This is a genomic window from Fibrobacter sp. UWB11 (assembly GCF_900143015.1).
Classification (GTDB): domain Bacteria; phylum Fibrobacterota; class Fibrobacteria; order Fibrobacterales; family Fibrobacteraceae; genus Fibrobacter.
This window is the reverse complement of record NZ_FSRT01000001.1, coordinates 476,505-493,376: the sequence shown is the minus strand read 5'-3', so window position 1 is coordinate 493,376 and position 16,872 is coordinate 476,505. Positions and strand designations below refer to the sequence as shown.

The 16,872-nt window shown below is 47.0% G+C and carries 15 protein-coding genes and 1 tRNA gene; 11 read left to right on the top strand and 5 right to left on the bottom strand.

Annotated elements, in window-relative coordinates; translation table 11 throughout:
- The first annotated feature begins 61 nt into the window (after positions 1-61).
- Together BUQ91_RS02265 and BUQ91_RS02260 are read left to right on the top strand one after the other, a co-directional pair.
- Positions 62-805 carry a hypothetical protein gene (locus BUQ91_RS02265; protein WP_072827357.1) on the top strand — a complete coding sequence of 248 codons (744 nt, stop codon included), beginning with the start codon at positions 62-64 and terminating at the stop codon, positions 803-805.
- Positions 806-933: 128 nt separating this feature from the next.
- On the top strand, positions 934-1,995 hold the full coding sequence (locus BUQ91_RS02260; RefSeq protein ID WP_074207993.1) for a polyamine ABC transporter substrate-binding protein: 1,062 nt from the start codon (positions 934-936) through the stop codon (positions 1,993-1,995).
- A 68-nt stretch (positions 1,996-2,063) separates the two neighbouring features.
- Here the strand turns inward: BUQ91_RS02260 and BUQ91_RS02255 are convergent, their stop codons facing one another.
- The 3 genes from BUQ91_RS02255 to BUQ91_RS02245 form a co-directional block, all read right to left on the bottom strand.
- Entirely contained in the window at positions 2,064-2,786 is a 723-nt protein-coding gene (locus BUQ91_RS02255; protein ID WP_072827359.1) for a porin family protein, read from the bottom strand.
- 86 nt (positions 2,787-2,872) lie between these two features.
- On the bottom strand, positions 2,873-3,472 hold the full coding sequence (locus tag BUQ91_RS02250; RefSeq protein ID WP_074207992.1) for a porin family protein: 600 nt from the start codon (positions 3,470-3,472) through the stop codon (positions 2,873-2,875).
- A 180-nt stretch (positions 3,473-3,652) separates the two neighbouring features.
- Positions 3,653-4,459, bottom strand: coding sequence for an exodeoxyribonuclease III (locus BUQ91_RS02245; protein ID WP_072827361.1), 807 nt, complete (start codon positions 4,457-4,459; stop codon positions 3,653-3,655).
- Positions 4,460-4,652: 193 nt separating this feature from the next.
- On the opposite strand from BUQ91_RS02245, the gene BUQ91_RS02240 reads away from it, so the two are divergent.
- From BUQ91_RS02240 to mqnE, 7 genes are all read left to right on the top strand, one after another.
- Positions 4,653-5,234 (top strand): hypothetical protein, encoded by a 582-nt coding sequence (locus BUQ91_RS02240; protein WP_254794305.1) that lies wholly within the window; start codon positions 4,653-4,655, stop codon positions 5,232-5,234.
- 138 nt (positions 5,235-5,372) lie between these two features.
- Positions 5,373-6,260, top strand: coding sequence for an MBL fold metallo-hydrolase (locus BUQ91_RS02235; RefSeq protein ID WP_074208905.1), 888 nt, complete (start codon positions 5,373-5,375; stop codon positions 6,258-6,260).
- 203 nt (positions 6,261-6,463) lie between these two features.
- A complete protein-coding gene (locus BUQ91_RS02230; RefSeq protein WP_072827362.1) occupies positions 6,464-7,219 on the top strand; it encodes a tRNA (guanine(46)-N(7))-methyltransferase TrmB in 756 nt (251 codons plus the stop codon).
- 88 nt (positions 7,220-7,307) lie between these two features.
- Positions 7,308-8,957 carry a DNA repair protein RecN gene (recN, locus tag BUQ91_RS02225; protein WP_074207991.1) on the top strand — a complete coding sequence of 550 codons (1,650 nt, stop codon included), beginning with the start codon at positions 7,308-7,310 and terminating at the stop codon, positions 8,955-8,957.
- The gene (pgsA, locus tag BUQ91_RS02220; RefSeq protein WP_074207990.1) at positions 8,954-10,114 is read left to right on the top strand and encodes a CDP-diacylglycerol--glycerol-3-phosphate 3-phosphatidyltransferase; all 1,161 of its coding nucleotides are present in this window, start codon (positions 8,954-8,956) and stop codon (positions 10,112-10,114) included. The genes recN and pgsA overlap by 4 nt, the downstream gene beginning before the upstream one ends.
- A gap of 115 nt (positions 10,115-10,229) precedes the next feature.
- Positions 10,230-10,303: transfer RNA gene (locus BUQ91_RS02215), tRNA-Met, on the top strand.
- Between the two features lie 50 nt (positions 10,304-10,353).
- The gene (gene mqnE, locus BUQ91_RS02210; RefSeq protein ID WP_014546954.1) at positions 10,354-11,394 is read left to right on the top strand and encodes an aminofutalosine synthase MqnE; all 1,041 of its coding nucleotides are present in this window, start codon (positions 10,354-10,356) and stop codon (positions 11,392-11,394) included.
- A gap of 3 nt (positions 11,395-11,397) precedes the next feature.
- Here mqnE and rfbD read toward each other — a convergent pair whose 3' ends face one another.
- Complete coding sequence (rfbD, locus tag BUQ91_RS02205) at positions 11,398-12,318, bottom strand: dTDP-4-dehydrorhamnose reductase (RefSeq protein WP_074207989.1); 921 nt, start codon at positions 12,316-12,318, stop codon at positions 11,398-11,400.
- A 48-nt stretch (positions 12,319-12,366) separates the two neighbouring features.
- Positions 12,367-14,733 (bottom strand): sodium-translocating pyrophosphatase, encoded by a 2,367-nt coding sequence (locus BUQ91_RS02200; RefSeq protein WP_074207988.1) that lies wholly within the window; start codon positions 14,731-14,733, stop codon positions 12,367-12,369.
- A 101-nt stretch (positions 14,734-14,834) separates the two neighbouring features.
- Between BUQ91_RS02200 and BUQ91_RS02195 the strand changes: the two genes are divergently transcribed.
- Together BUQ91_RS02195 and BUQ91_RS02190 are read left to right on the top strand one after the other, a co-directional pair.
- Positions 14,835-15,623 (top strand): hypothetical protein, encoded by a 789-nt coding sequence (locus BUQ91_RS02195; protein ID WP_074207987.1) that lies wholly within the window; start codon positions 14,835-14,837, stop codon positions 15,621-15,623.
- 94 nt (positions 15,624-15,717) lie between these two features.
- Complete coding sequence (locus tag BUQ91_RS02190) at positions 15,718-16,773, top strand: histidine phosphatase family protein (RefSeq protein WP_074207986.1); 1,056 nt, start codon at positions 15,718-15,720, stop codon at positions 16,771-16,773.
- The last annotated feature ends 99 nt before the right edge of the window (positions 16,774-16,872 follow it).

Sequence of the window (16,872 nt, the reverse complement as noted above, 5' to 3'; positions counted from 1 at the left end):
ATATTGCGAGGCTTTCTTTTATTTTGTATATTTTAGTTTGAACCAACAAAAGAAGGACGACATGTTCAAAAAACTCATTACTTGCTTTGCATTATTTGCAACAATGTCTTTTGCAGCCTGGGATAACGTACCAATACTCAAGGAAGGTTCTGGCCAGGTCGCAGGTAAATTGGGCTATACATCACAAGATCCGTTGTCGGGCGTACAAATCGCCGCAGGAGTTCGTTATTCTGTACTTAGCTGGCTTGAACTTTCTGCCATCGTGCCTTTCGGATTTTACACCTTAGAAACAAAAGAAGGCGATTTAGATGAAAGCGGCCTTATGAACTCTCAACTCGGGGTACGTTTCCAAATTTCAAAAGGCTTCAGCGCCTTCATCGACGGTTTCTTGCCTGCAAGCAGCGATTTAGGGGACGACAATTTTGCAGTCGATTTTGGTTTGCAACATTCTAACCTTTTCACACACGTTACATGGGCTAAGTACATCGGCTACATGCTGGGTGATCCATGGACAAATCAATATATTTTCTTCGGTACCGAACTTCAAATATTGCTGAACCATTTTATCATTTATAGCGAACTCCGCATATACATCGGTGAAGAAAACTCCAGCGGCTGCTCCGGTTATCAATGTAGCGATGTAGGCGGCGATAACGGTTTTATTTTTGCACTTGGATTCAAGATTGACTTGACTGACGAACTGACCTTGGATATCAGCGCCGAACTTGGCTCAGGCAGTCGATTCACAAAGAACGACCTTGGCGAACCGTACGGACTTAGCGCAGCACTCTTCTACAACTTCTAACAAGTATTTTACGCATGAACCCGACAAGAATGTCGGGTTCTTTTTTATATCTGAAAAAAATTCCGAACAATACAAAGAATATTATTTATGTTTTATATATGGAATTTTCCAGGGTTAAGGGATAAAAATTGAAAAGGGTTGTTCTAGTTCTTGCAATTTTCGCAGCTTTTGCGATAACGGCCTGCTTACAAAAGCAGGGGGATTACGCAGCATCCAAGACGATTACCGTGATGCTTTATAGCGAATACATCACTCCAAAATTGCTAGATGATTTCAAGAAAAAGACAGGTTATAAAGTGAAACTGGAGCTCTACGAAGCCCAGGAAGAAATGCTTGCAAAGCTCATTACCGCGGACTCCGGCAAATACGACGTCATCATTGCATCGGACGTTGTCATCCAGCAGATGATCCAACTAAAACTTGTCGCGAAACTGGACACTGATAAAATTCCTAATCGCATAAACGTCGATCCGCAATTTCAAAGTCAAAGCTACGACCCCACAAATTCCTATAGCCTTCCCTACCTTTGGGGAACCACAGGCATTCTCTTTCGCGGTGAGAAAGTCCACCCGGATAGCGTAAGCTATTCCATGCTCTTTAACGAACAAATTTCCAAAGGCAGTTTTAGCCTGCTCGACGAAAGCCGTTCCATGCTCAGTATGGCACTCCTCGCCACAGGCAACAACGCAAACACCACGAAGCAATCCGAAATCAACAAAGCCGTAGAATACATCATACAGGCCAAGAAAGACAACCACTTTGCCGGCTTCGAAAACTCCGTCGAAGGAACCGACAAAGTTCTTTCACGCATAAACGGAGCCGCAATCGTCTTTAACGGCGAAGCACAAACGGCAATCAACGAAGATTCCACGCTACAATTCGTGATTCCCAAAGAAGGTTCTTTCATGTGGGTCGACGCCATGCTATTAAGTTCAAAAGCTTCGAATGTCGAAGGTGCCTATGCCTTCATGAACTACATCTTGGATGCAAAAATCGGTGCAGAACTTGCAACATCGATGAACTTTGCAACCCCCAACAAGGCAAGCCTCGAAATCATCGACGAAAAATTCAAGAACAATCGAGTAATCAACCCCAACAAGCAAGAAATCAACCGCATGGTATTTCTCACCGATTTGGGCGAATCCGAAAAGCTTTATGACGAAGCCTGGATGATCGTGAAGAACCAATAAAAAAATTACATACAAAAAAAAGCCCACACTCAATCAAGTGTGGGTTTATTTATACATTCAAACTTGTTTTAGTTGAACCAGAGCGTAGCGCCAATCTGGAAACGCATGTTCTTGCAGCCAACATTCGGAGCATCGCTATAATCAACGTCTTCGCCACTCAAAGATGCAATTTTGGTAACATCAACCATTTTGGCAAAGCCCATTGTATAACGGAAAAACACATCGAATTTAGGCATTATAGAATAACCAAGTCCGGCGACGATACCATAATCAATATCCTCTTGCATTTGTTTGGGAGTATCCATAGACCTGCTCAGACCTTTGTAAGAAACTTCTATAGAAGAACTTACGTTAAATCCAACATAGGCACCAGCATCAATAAAGAACTGGGGTACTGGATTATAGCGAGCCAAAACAGGAATATTTAAATAACCCATACCAAACGAGAATTTTACTTCTGAAATAAGTTCACGTTGCGATGAACTCATACCAGAACTAGACAATTCATTTTCATAAGCAGAAGCAAGTTTTCCAAAATTCCAATCCAGCATGCGATAATCAAATTCCAAGCCCGCAACGATAGAAAGATTCGGAGAAACAGCAAACTTGGCATCGACACCTCCAGTAAAACCGGGGCCCCATTCCAAGCCAAACGTATCAGAATTTTCACCCCAAGCGGTACCATAGTTAAATGCGGCACGGGCGCCAACCTTTACATCTATGGGGGACTTTGATTGTGCAAACACAGCACTCGTTACAACAAGAGCTGCAAGAATAATTTTCTTGAACATATTCATCTCCTTTTTTATAAATATATTGAGTTCTTATAAAAAAAGCTCACACTTTTCAGCGTGAGCTTTTTTCAAGAATCTAAAGATTACATGAACCAGTAGGTTGCACCGAGCTGCAAGCGCATATTCTTGCTGCCCTTGCCATTCTTGCCCATTTCAGTAAGGCCAAGAGCAAGGCGGAAGTTCACGTCGAGGTTCGGCATAACATTGTAGCCAACGCCAGCGATAAGGCCGATGTCAAGCGTTTCCATCGTTTCGCCGATATCCTGAGTCACAGATTCGCCTGCGGCTTCCAACTTTGCTTCAGCGCTCAGGTTGAAGCCCAAATAGAGACCGGCGTCAATAAAGAACTGCGGATTAGCATTGATACGAAGCACCATCGGGATGTCCAAATACCACATGGTAAGAGTTTCATCAACCGTTACAGAACGATAGCCATCGTAACCAGTCTGTTCACCCGTAATTCTGCGAAGATCAATTTCCAAACCCGGAACAAAAGCCAACATTTCATTAATGCCGATTTTTGCATTGATGCCAGCATTAAAGCCTACACCCCATTCAGCATCGTTCTTATCACCCCACAAGGTACCCATATCAACAGCGGCGCGACCACCAACATTGACCGGGGATTGAGCGAAAGCTGCGCTAACGACGAGGGCTGCAGCAAGAATAATTTTTTTGAACATATTATCATCTCCTTATTAGAATTTAAGGGCAATATAGCATAAATTATTTTTAAAAACAAGTTTTTTACATACAATTTTCAACTTTTTGTTAGTTTAATATGTTTTAAATTTCACAAACAACAAAAAAGTCCTGACTCGCAGGACTTCGGCATAAAAATAACAGAAAATCGTATTTTTATTTTAAATTTCTTCAGATTTCTTTATCGGGAGCGGAGCAAACGGCGGTTCCAGTTCCAAAGAAATCGGGCAATGGTCCGAACCCATTACAGTGTTATGGATTTCAGCACTGACCACGTTCGGCATCAAGGCAGCATCAACAAAGCCATAGTCCAAACGCCACCCCACATTGCGTTCACGAGCGCCAAAGCGGTTCGACCACCAAGAATAGGCATCACGTGTATCGGGGTGCAATTTGCGGAACGTGTCGACAAAGCCATCTTCCACATACTTGTCCATCCAAGCACGTTCAATCGGCAAGAATCCGCTCACGTTCTCGTTTTCTTTAGGGCGAGCGATATCGATTTCCTTGTGGCAAGTATTGTAGTCACCTACGGTCACCACATGCTTGCCATCGCGCAACCATTGCTTGCTGTTTTCAAGGAAGGCATCGTAAAAACGGAGCTTATAGTCCAGGCGGTCATCACCCTGTCCGCCATTCGGGAAGTAAATACTATTGAGAACCCAGTCCGGGAACACCAGCTGGAGCACGCGGCCTTCTTCATCAAATTCTTCGATGTCAAAGCCATAATTGACGGCATCGGGTTCAATCTTGGAATAAACAGCTACACCACTATACCCCTTCTTGCGTTTGCAAGCATTCCAGTAAGTATAATAGCCTTCGCGGTTTACAATTTCGGAAACCTGGCTTTTTTCGGCCCGGACTTCCTGAAGACAAAGTACATCGGGATCGGTCGCAGTGAACCAATCTTCAAAGCCTTTTTTCAGGACGGAACGAATACCGTTGACATTCCAGCTGTAGATTTTCATTTTACACCAATCTCATTTTTTCCACGCCAAAGATAGAATATTTTTTCAAACTCCAAAGGGTAAAAGCCTTCTACGGCATTTAAAAGTTAACATTTCTTTACAAAACTTTATGTTTGCGCAGAAAAAATCACCTTTTTTATCGATTTTCAAAAAAAAATTCTCATTGATGTATAATAATCTTATATTTGATGACATGAATAAAAAATATTTGTTGTCATCTTGCATCCTTGCGATTTCACTCCTGGCCGGCTGTGGAGGATCTTCCCAAAAAGGTGAAGACCTCGAAATACCTACCGACCTTCCACCAATCTGTCGCGATATCGACTTTGTCGCAAACCCTGACATGCGCGAGGTTTGCGGAGTGCGCACGGCAAGCAGACACAATATTGCTTATAAGAACATTCCTCAACAGCGCTACCTGATTAAGCCTTCCGAAACTTCTATCGTGAAGACTAACGGAAAGCTCGAGCTCCGCTTCCAGAACTCGCTCCCGATTAATCTCGAAGGCCCAATCACAAGCGAGCTTGAATTTAGCCAGGAAAAGCGCCTCGAACGCGTCAAGAACACTTACGACTACCACGAAATTACAAAGCCCGGTTCCGAACGCCTCCGCATTTTCAAGATGGGCATTCCGACCGAAAAAGGCCACAAGTATGACTTCTGTTTCCGTATCCCCGAAAGAAAGGGTAACGACAGGACCCGCAGCAGGGCAATGGGTGTGAACATCGAAACCATGTCCTGCACCGAATTCGACAGAATCACTTCGGGTAAGTAACAAACTTTATTATTCAAAGAGCAGCTCTCACCGAGCTGCTTTTTTTTCGAGAGGGAGATGTCCGTTCCGCGACGGGCATGACAGAAAAGTGTCAATTTTTTGATTTGCTTTTTTGCTAAATTATCGGGCGGTAAAAAAGTGAACGAAAATAAGTACATACACAACGCTCTAAGGCAAATCCACGTCGATACGCCCTGCTCGCCCATATCCGGATTCTCAATTTCCGGACTGGCTACATATATTCAAATTCCTGAACTGGATTTTTGCATCGACATGGGCGAATGTCCGCTTTCGGCGATTCCCCTCGACCACGTATTCCTGACGCACGCTCATGGCGACCACGCCCGTTGCTTGATGCGTCACCACAGCCTGCGAAAAATGATGGGAGTCGAACGCGACAGCGTTTATTACATGCCGGATTTTATCAGCGAAAACGCAAAAACATGGATCAAGGCCGAAGCTTTGTTCGAAGGTGTCGGAGAAACAAAATTCCGCTATCCGGAAATTGAACCTGTCACCGCAGGCGAATTGCAATTTTTGCGCTACCGCAAGGACCTCGCAATCGAAGCATTCGAAGTCAAACATTCTATCCCGACCATGGGTGCTACGCTGTATTTCTACAAGAAAAAACTCAAGGAAGAATACCTCGGGAAAAGCGCTACAGAAATCATCGAGCTCCGCAAGAACGGAGTCGAAATCACGCGCGAAGTTTACGAACCGCTCGTGAGCTTTATGGGCGATTGCCTTGGCGAAAGTTTGCTCGACAACAGTCGCGTTTTCCAGTCGAAGGTGCTGATTACGGAATGCACCTTCCTCGACGATGGCGAAGAAGCGATGAGCAAGAAAAAAGGGCATAGCCACTTGAAAGATATCGTCAACGCACTCAACGAACTCGACGATGAAATCAAGTGTGAAAAAATAATCTTGAGCCACTTTTCGATGAAGTATTCCGAAAGGCATATTCGCGAAATGCTTGACAAGAGCATCCCGGAAAAATTCAAGGAGAGAATTGTAGCGTTTATTTAGACGAGAGAACGGCGCAAGCGCCTACAGACGACAAATGCATAAAGCGAGAGTCGCAGACATGCTTGCATGGATATGACCGAGCCTAGCATTTGGGACATAAGCGAAGCGAATGTTCAAAGACGAGAGTGAGCGAAATGCGCGGACAGCGTCATCCTGAGGACCGCAGGGACGAAGGATCCAGTAAAGTTTTATAGGAAAGAATCATGGCAGACGAAAACAACAACGAAGTATTGAACGAAGAAGAAAAGGCTCCTAAGGAAGTTGTAATTCCGGAGTTTTATCGCGACTTGAACCAAGATCCGCAAATGAAGGCGCTGTGGCATTACATATTCCGCACGAATGGCGACCGCAAGCCGATCAAGACGCCGGACGGATTACCGCACAAGCTCGACTTCAACTGGAAAGATATGTTCCCGAACGAAAACGGTCATATCGAAGTTGAAATTGGAAGTGGCAAGGGCAACTTCATGACGGACTATGCCGAGAGACATCCGGACTACTTTATCATGGGTAGTGAATGGGATTACACTTGGGCTGCCTTCGCTCACGAACGTATGGAAAAGCGCGGTATCGTTGCTCAAGGCAATGCTGCCATGTTGCGCGGTGACGTGTTCTACTTCTTGCGTGACGCCGTGAAGGACAACACAGTCGATGCATTCCACATGTATTTCCCGGATCCGTGGCCAAAGGAACGCCACCACAAGAACCGTTTGTTGCGCCCCGACTTTCTCGATGAAGTCGCCCGTTGCCTTAAGCCGGGCAAACGCATTTTCTACTGGGGCACCGACCACAAGGAATACAACGAAATCGCTCTTGAAACATTCGATGCCTACCCGACTTGCAAGGTGCTTGTCCGCAATACGGCAGAACCCACCGAAGGAATTACGACAGGATTCGAACGCAAGTACCGCAAAGAAGGCCGCCCGATTTACAGAAGTATTATAGAGTTTGAAAAATAGGAATTAGTCAATGGTCATTAGTCAGTAGTCAATAGCAGCAACTAGCAACTAGCAACTAATAACTAATGACTAATAACTAGAAATAATCATGTTAAAGCAACTGACAATTAATGGTTTCACATTGATAGCGGAGGCAGAAGTCCCTTTCCACGAGGGATTTACTGCTATTACCGGTGAAACTGGTGCAGGCAAGTCCGTCCTTATGAAAGCACTCCGCATGGTCTGCGGAGACAAATCGCAAGCATCCATGGTGCGCACGGGCGAAGAAAAAGCTGTTGTCGAAGGAACGTTCGACATCAAGAATGAACCCGAAGTCAAACAAATTCTAGCAAAGCTCGAACTCGATGACGATGATGAGCTCATTATCCGCCGTGAAATTCTAGAAAACGGGAAAGGACGTGCCCGCGTGAACGGTTCCGTTGTAAGCCTCTCGGACTTGCAGGAACTCGGTGAATCGCTCATCCAGATGCATGGGCAAAGCGAACAGCTTTTATTGCGCGACATCCGCACGCACGCCAAGATGCTCGACGAATATGCGGGCAACAGCGAATTACTAATAAACTACACCAAGAGTTACAACGCTTGGAACAACGTCCTTGCCGAAATTCAGCAAACAGAAAATCGAGCCAAAGATCTCGCCCAGCAAAAAGACTTTTTGAAGTTCCAGTACGATGAGCTTTCAAAGGCAGCGCTTCGCGATGGCGAAGAAGAAGAACTTGAAGAAAAGGTCAACGTTGCAAGCAAGAGTGAAGCAGAACACAATCTGTTGAACGAAATCCAAGCGCTCATTGGTTGCGATAACGGCATTCTCGAACAGGTCCAGAACCTTCAGTACAAGTTGCGTTCCCTCGCACAAAAGATTCCGCATTACGAAGAAGATTTGAATGCACTCGTCGAAGTGGCAGACCCGTTCGAGGGAATTTGCAAGGACTTGCAGAGACTCCGCCCGGCAAAGTCCATGAGCCCCGTCGAAATCGACCGGGCCAATTCTCGAATTGCAACGATTCAAAAACTCAAGCGCAAGTATCGCACCGATGTTGCCGGGCTTATCGCGCTTACGGAACAGCGCAAGCAAGAACTCGACAGCCTCGAAAATCTTGACGCTGACCTTGAAGAACTCAAACGTAAGGCCGATGCGCACAAAGCAGAAACTTGCCGCCTCGCTGGCATTCTCACCGAAAAACGCCGCGAAGCGGCCCTGCGCTTTGACTCGGCCGTGCAAGAAATTTTGCACAGCCTCGGCATGCCCAAGGCAAAATTCTTTACGAGCATTACTGAACAGGCTCCCACCGCAAACGGTGCAGACCGCATTGAATTTTTGCTCGCCCCGAACCCGGGCGAAGGCGAAAAATCTTTGCAGAAAGCAGTCTCTGGCGGTGAACTTAGCCGAGTGCTGCTCGCCATCAAGAGTGTCATGGCCGAGCTCGACAAAGTTCCGCTATTGATATTCGACGAAGTGGACTCTGGAATCTCGGGAGAAACGGGCAACAGCATTGGAGAAGCCTTGCGGAACTTGGGTAAGCACCACCAGGTGCTTACCATTACCCACCTGCACCAGGTGGCTAGTCGAGCTCAAAACCAGCTTGCCGTAAGCAAGAAAGAGATTGACGGAAGGACTTTTACGTCCATTATTGATCTTGACAAGAACGGTCGCATTGAAGAAATTGCTAGAATGTTAGGTGGTTCGTCGGAAACAGTCCGTACCCACGCCAAGCAGTTGTTGGAGAATAACCTATGACAGAACAAGAAAATACGTCTGATGTTCGTTTACGCACGCGCGTATGGAGTGTCTTGCGCGCACTCGTGTTTGTCTGCGTCATAATCTTCATTTGGGAAGGTTGGACTACGATGGCGTGTTCTTTCGTAGGTATAGCACTAATCATGGGATGGGTGAACCTATTCCAGCTCAAGAGTCAGGAGATTGAAAAGCCCTATTACAGACTTTGGCTTAACACGATTGACGGTTTTTTACAGTTTATCGTGATGACTAGCATTTTTGTTCGCGACTTGATTCAAAACGAAAGTGCCGAAAAAATCTTGGGCGTTGGTTGCGCTGTTTTGCTCGCTCGACTTATAGCGCACACGCTGTTCTCGCTTGGTGTGTTACGCGAGGGTAAGCAACTCCCCCGCAAACGACGTTGGAGCAAGCTCGCAAATCTCTCTGTCACAATTACGATGGGCGTGTATTTGTTGAACTTGGAAAATTTCCAACAAATTATGATGGTCGTTTCCATATTGCTCATCGCAGCCTCCACCGCTGCTTACGCCTATTGGTATTACCGCGACCCTGCACACCGCAAGCCACTTTCAATTGCAAGCCAGCTCACCATGAGCCGCATTGTGCTCACGCCATTTTTCCTTTGGGTGTTCTTCTACGATAACGATTTGGATTACAGTAACAACAACATCGTCTTTAAAGTTCTTGCGCTTGTGATGGTGCTTGGATTTATGCTCACGGACTTTTTGGATGGCAAGCTCGCCCGCTCGATGGGTGAAGTGAGCACGCTCGGCAAGTACCTCGATCCATTCAGCGACAAGATTTCGAACATGACAATTTTCATGTGCTTTATCGCAACGGGTTACGCTTCTGTTTGGATGGTTGCCTTGATTTACTTCCGTGAATCGAGCGTGGAAACACTCCGAACACTCGCCGCAAGTGAAGGTCTCATTATGCCGGCACGCCGCAGTGGCAAATGGAAAACTGCATTGCAAGGTATTGGCATTGTCGCAATTCTCCTTGGAGCAATCGAACCTGTACGTGCTTTGATTCCTGGATTTGAAAGCATTTGGCATCAGTTCCCCATTATTGTGATGAGTATCATAACGGCCATTACACTCATCAGCGGAATTGATTATTTCTACGCCAGCAAGCACATTTTGAAAAAATTCGTATAGCAAGAAATCGAGCAAAAATGGCGGAAAAAGCATAAAAAAAACTTATTCTGCCTTTTGCACCGCTCTTTACTCTTGCCAAATTCATTAATATTTTCTATATATGGGACAACCTCGACGCGGGGTGGAGCAGTTGGTAGCTCGTCGGGCTCATAACCCGAAGGTCGCAGCGTTCAAGTCCTGCCCCCGCTACTAAAAAGACCTAGATTCACTCTAGGTCTTTTCTTTTTTATATTTGCAACATGTCTCGCATTTCAGAACAAGAAGCTCTCGATTTATTTTTGAACGCACCGCTCGATGAACTTTGCGCACGCGCCAATGCCGAAAAGGAAGCGCGCCACGGCAAGTCCGTTTACTGGGTGAACAACCGCCAAATCAACTACACGAACGTGTGCGTGCTACACTGCAAATTCTGCGCTTTTAGCCGCATCAAAAAAGATAGCCCGACCGCTTACGACTGGAATTACGAAACCATCCGCGACAAGGCCGCCGAAGCGATTAGTAAAGGCGCCCGTGAATTGCACATTGTTGGCGGACTCCATCCCGACCATCCATTCGATTACTACATCGAAATGTTGCGCAAGCTCCGCAAGGAATTTCCGTCTGCAAATCTGAAGGCTTTTACCGCCGTTGAAATTTGCCACTTTGCAAAGATTTCTGGCCAGACGCCCGAGCAGATTATGGCAACGCTCAAGGATGCAGGCCTCGATGCGCTCCCGGGTGGCGGTGCCGAAATTTTAGTACAAAGTGTACGCGACAAGATTTGTCCAGGCAAAGAGACTGGCGAAGAATGGCTCGATGTTCATCGTGCAGCGCACAAGCTCGGCATTCCGACGAATGCGACAATGCTTTTCGGGCACATCGAAAAAATTGAAGACCGCATCGCACACATGAAGATGCTCCGCGACTTGCAAGACGAGGCGCCGGGATTCTTTGCGTTCATTCCGCTCGTGTACCATCCGGAACACAACGCGCTTCACCAGATTGTCCCAAACATCACAAGTGAAGAAGACATCTTGCGCACAGTCGCCGTTTCTCGTTTGTTCTTAGACAATTTCCCGCACATCAAGGCTTACTGGATTCAAATGGGAATCGAGACCGCCATGAAGGCGCTACACGCCGGTGCATCGGATTTGGACGGCACAATTATCGAAGAGAAGATTACGCATGCCGCAGGCGCCACAGTCCCCGTTGGCATGAGCCCGGAACGCATGCAAGACCTCATCAAAAAAGAAGGCCTCGTTCCAGTGGAACGAGACGCCTTGTACGAAAGATTTTCTTAAGTCTTAAGCGATCACGCCGATTTCCTTGAGGTAACGGCCAAGCGCATCTTGCCATGTGGGGAGCGGCTTAAAGCCAGCTTCCACAAGTTTGCTCTTATCCAAACGGCTATTGAACGGACGTGCGGCTTTTGAAAGTCCGTATTCTGCAGTTGTCACCGGCAACACTTTTGTCGGGAGCCCAGCCTGCTTGTAGATTTCCTTGGTGAATTCGTACCAGCTGATGAACCCGCCTTCATTCGTAGCGTGATAGTAACCGTACTTGTCCGTTTCGACCATATCGACGAGGAGGCGGCTCAAATCGAGCGTGTAAGTCGGCGTACCAATCTGATCGTAAACGACGCGGACCGTATCGTGCGACTGCCCCACATTCAACATCGTCTTAATGAAGTTCTTGCCATTGAGACCGAACACCCAAGCGATACGCACAATGAAATACTTTTCGAGAATTCCACTTACAGCAAGTTCACCCTTGAGCTTGGATTCACCATAGACGTTGAGCGGTTCGTAATCCTTACAATCCGGTTTCCACGGCGCAGTACCACGACCGTTAAACACATAGTCCGTGCTGATGTAGACCATCTTCGCATCAATTTCTTTAGCGACAAGAGCAATATTTTCGGTACCTTCGGCGTTAATCGCAAAGACCTTCGCCTTTTTGTCTTCATCTTCAGCCAAGTCCACTGCAGTCCAAGCGGCACAGTGAACAATCACATCCGGATTCACGCTCTTGATGGTTTCAGCAACGGCGGCAGCATTCGTAATATCCATCGACACATACGGCATAGTCGTAACAGCACTTCCATCGGCAACTCCAGAATAAGCAGGAGCAATATCACTACCGACACCTTCATAACCACGCTTTGCAAGTTCATTCATTACATCGTGACCTAACTGGCCACCAACACCCGTCACTAAAACTTTCATGATAATACCTCTTGTGAGAGAATATAGTAATTAGCTCGTTATTCCAAGCTAAAACATATTTCCAAATCCAACGATAACGCCAGCAAATACGACGCTCACCATGGTCATGAGTTTAATGAGAATGTTAAGCGAAGGACCAGCAGTATCCTTGAACGGATCGCCTACGGTATCGCCCACAACGGCAGACTTGTGCGTATCAGACCCCTTACCACCATAATTGCCTTTTTCGACAAACTTTTTAGCATTATCCCAGGCGCCACCAGCATTATTGAGCATTGTCGCAAGCGCAAAGCCACATGCAAGACCACCGGCCAAAAGTCCAAACACACCTGCAACACCCATCGTAAGCCCAACAATCACAGGCACGACAACAGCTAGAATCGACGGAAGCACCATCTCATGTTGTGCCCCCATCGTCGAGATTTCAACACAACGGGCATAATCCGGTTTCCCCGTTCCAAACATGATTCCAGGAATTTCGCGGAACTGGCGGCGCACTTCTTCAACCATAGCACTTGCGGCACGTCCCACAGCCTTGATAGTCAAAGCACAGAACACAAACGTCATCATTGCACCGATAAACAGCCCACCCAAAAGCATCGGGTTCATCAAATTCAAGTTATAAATTTGCATAAAGTCTGCATAGTTTACTTTACTTGCAACCATACCGATAAGGTCACCATTTTCTGCAATGGCTCGAGTACCCCCATCAAGGAACCTTACACCAGCCACTCCTGAAACAGCATTCGCAAGATCATTTACGCTGTTCGCAAAAACAACCGTTCCCACCTTCCAAATTCCTTCCGCAGAAGATGCCAAATGCCCAAGCCAAAACTTCACTTCTTCGACATACGATGCCAAAAGCGCCATTGCCGTAAGAGCCGCAGAACCAATGGCAAAGCCCTTGCCTGTCGCAGCGGTCGTATTTCCGAGCATATCCAGTTCATCGGTGCGTTCGCGCACTTCGGGAGCAAGCCCCGCCATCTCGGCGTTTCCACCCGCATTATCGGCAATCGGCCCAAAAGCATCTGTCGCAAGCGTTATGCCAAGCGTACTTAGCATACCCACTGCAGCAAAGCCAACACCATAAAGCCCCATAGCCATATCGCTGAAACCGCCAGCACAACCAAACGCGCTAACAATTCCAATCACGATAGTTACCACCGGAAGTCCCGTCGAAAACATGCCAACCGAAATTCCATCAATAATCGTCGTTGCAGCACCAAGCCTCGCCTGGTTTGCTATTCCGCGCGTAGGCGCATAAGCATCAGATGTAAAATACTCGGTAAACTGCCCAATGAGAATCCCCGCCGCAAGACCCGAGAGCACGGATCCAAATATTCCCATCGAAATAAAATCCATTTTAACAAGCACTAGGAGCGCCATAAGAATAAGCACCGACGAGCCTAGCGTTCCCGTCAAGAGCGAACGCAACAACGACTTTGTCGAAGCGTCTTCGCGCGTACGCACTGCAAAGATACCCACGATAGAAAGAACAATTCCAATTGCAGCAACCACCATCGGTGCAATCACTAGTTTCAGTCCGCCCATCGGGAGTGCCGCCCCGAGTGCCGCGGTCGAAAGAATGGAACCGCAATAGGATTCATAAAGGTCTGCACCCATGCCAGCCACATCGCCTACGTTGTCGCCAACATTATCTGCAATTGTCGCCGGATTACGCGGATCGTCTTCAGGAATCCCCGCCTCGACTTTACCCACAAGGTCTGCACCGACATCAGCCGCCTTTGTATAGATACCGCCACCCACGCGTGCAAACAGCGCCTGTAACGAAGCACCCATGCCAAAAGTAAGCATGGTCGTCGTAATTTCGACCATTTTTGCATGAGCCCATTCGGCGTTACCGACCAAATTCACATTCCAAGCGCCAAGCGATAGTTTAGACGCAATATCGGCACCAAATCCCCAAACATTGTTATCGTAAATGTAATTGAGCAAGAAGAACCAGGCCGAGATGTCCAAAAGACCAAAGCCCACCACGACAAGCCCCATCACAGCACCACTTCTAAAAGCGATGACCAACCCGCGATTCAAACTCGAAATAGCTCCATTTGCCGTTCGTGAACTGGCATACGTTGCAGTCTTCATGCCCAAAAAGCCGCAAAGTCCACTGAAAAAGCCGCCGGTCAAAAACGCAATTGGCACAAATGGGTTCTGGATTCTAAGAATCGCCAAAACGACAAAAATAACGAAAAGAACAATAAACACCACCGATATCGTCCGGTATTGCTTTTTGAGGTAAGCGTAAGCCCCCACTCGCACATAATGGGCGATTTCCTTCATCTTCTCATTGCCCTCAGGGGCACGCTTCATAAAGCGATAGAAGAACAGGGCCATTCCCAGAGCAACAAGGGCTGCAACCGGGATAAAATACCAATAAGACGGAATCGAAAGCATAAGGACCTCGCTTTTCAGATATCTATCGGCATGGGTAGTATCAAAAATAAATCTATAATGGAAATGTCAAAAAGGGTCTTACTTTTCTATTTTTTTGCCCGATGTTAGAATCGTTAAATTTTCATTTTTCGCTCTACGACTGGCTTTTAGTCTTTATGGTGACCGCCCTCGGGACGTTAAGCGCCTACCTCAAGGACCCGCAGCTTAAGGCCGTTACCGCCACCATCCCCATTCCTTGCGGATTTGCCTACATCGCCGTAGGACTCCCGATGGGTACAGAGAACGCCGTTTCCGGATTTATGTGCATGTTATATGTACATATCGTACGCATTTTACACTATAAAGTCAAAGTTCCTATCGTTCCATCCATCATTGCAGGGCTTGCCTTTTTTGTGGCGCTCGGAACATTCCTGCACTCACGTATCCCCCAAGGCGAAGCTTACTTTATCGGAGCCTGCGTTTTTGACTTTGTTATTGGAGTCATCTTTTTCCAAAAGCAAAAATACAAGTCCGGTGTGCGTTACAAGACTCCTCTCCCGATTTACATCAAGGCCCCCGCCATTGCTGGTGTTGTTTCGGGACTTATGCTTATCAAGCGCCTAATGGGCGGTTTTTGCACCAGTTTCCCGATGATGAATTCCATCGTGAGCTACGAGAGCCGTTTTTCACTTGGAGACCAGTGCAGGCAGCTTCCGTTATTCCTTATTGCAGGGCCGTTCATGTTCGCAACGATGCGCTACGTAGAAATCGGCTTCGGGCTCAACCACTGGATTGTGCTGTTCATCGGGTACATCGTTTTTGCCCTCATTTATTGGCCACTGAACAAAGAACTGAAGCACCGTAACGAAATCAACTACAATTCCAACATGCCTGCCGAAGCAAAAGCCTAAAAAACGTATAATTCACGGGTTTTGGAAAAATTTACTTGAAGAAATCCCTCAACATAAATAGATTTAGAGAGATAAAACAAGGAAATTTTTCGAAATGCACAAAATTTCACGTATTTCTCTAGCTTTTAGCGGTGCACTCCTGTCGGCAGCCCTTTTGGCAGCCTGCGGCGATGACGTTTCGCCTACTTTCAGCAATTATGGTCCGGCAACACAAAGTTCCAGCGACCAGGCACAACAGCAAGGACAACTTTCAAGTTCATCCACGGAACAGCTCCCGGCAAGTTCTGCCGACGTTGCAAGCTCTAGCTCCGCAATTGCACCAATCGGTGAGTCCAGCAGTTCCTCCGAAACATTGTTGCCGCCGCCATCCAGTTCTTCGGTCGCACAGCAGACCGACCCGAACTGCGTTGAAACGCCTGTTGCCGTTATCGCACTCGATTCTATCGGTCTTGCCGACATTGCAGACGTTTTCAAGAGCGTGCGCTGCAATGAAAAGGCCGTTTTCGTAATCCGCCACGGCGAACGCGACGACGCACAAACCGGTAAAGAAACTCCGCTCACCTATTGGGAAAACGAACCGGATACGGTCAACGGTGAACCCGCAGACGGTGTTCGTCAGGCAAGAGCCGTCGGCAAAAAACTCATCAGCGCCGACGAATTCGTGTTCACGCACACCAAGTATGTTCGCACAGAACAGACATGTCTGAACATCGCCGTGGGTCGCGGTCAAACCACATTCCCGCACGATTCATCTGAAATTTATTCCATCAGTTGGTACAAGAAAGACAAGGAACGTTATAGTTTCTATGATGACTCTACTGGAAACGTCCGTCTCGTCATTTCCGGATGGGCCTACGACAACCTTTATGCCGATGCCTTCTACGACCTCAAGGAAAAATCCGAAGAAATAGTCAAGACGCACATTGCACCGGACTACGCTTCCATGAACAAGTTCCGTGTGATTTGCTCCCACGATGACTTTATTCTCCCGCTCTCCGTTTTTGCCTCAAACGGAAAGGTCAATTACAGATTCCATGACCCGGCTTCCAGACACTGGCCGTACTTCCTCACCGGCGTTGCCGTGATTATCGACGACAAGAACCAAATCAGATACGTGCCGTTCAAAGGTCTTGGCATCGGCGCGGAATAACAAACGCTCGACTTTTTGCAATAAAAGCGCCCAATTTAACGTTTTTAGCAAAAAATCCCCGAAAATTGACTGATTTCGGGGATTTTTTGTAATCAAACA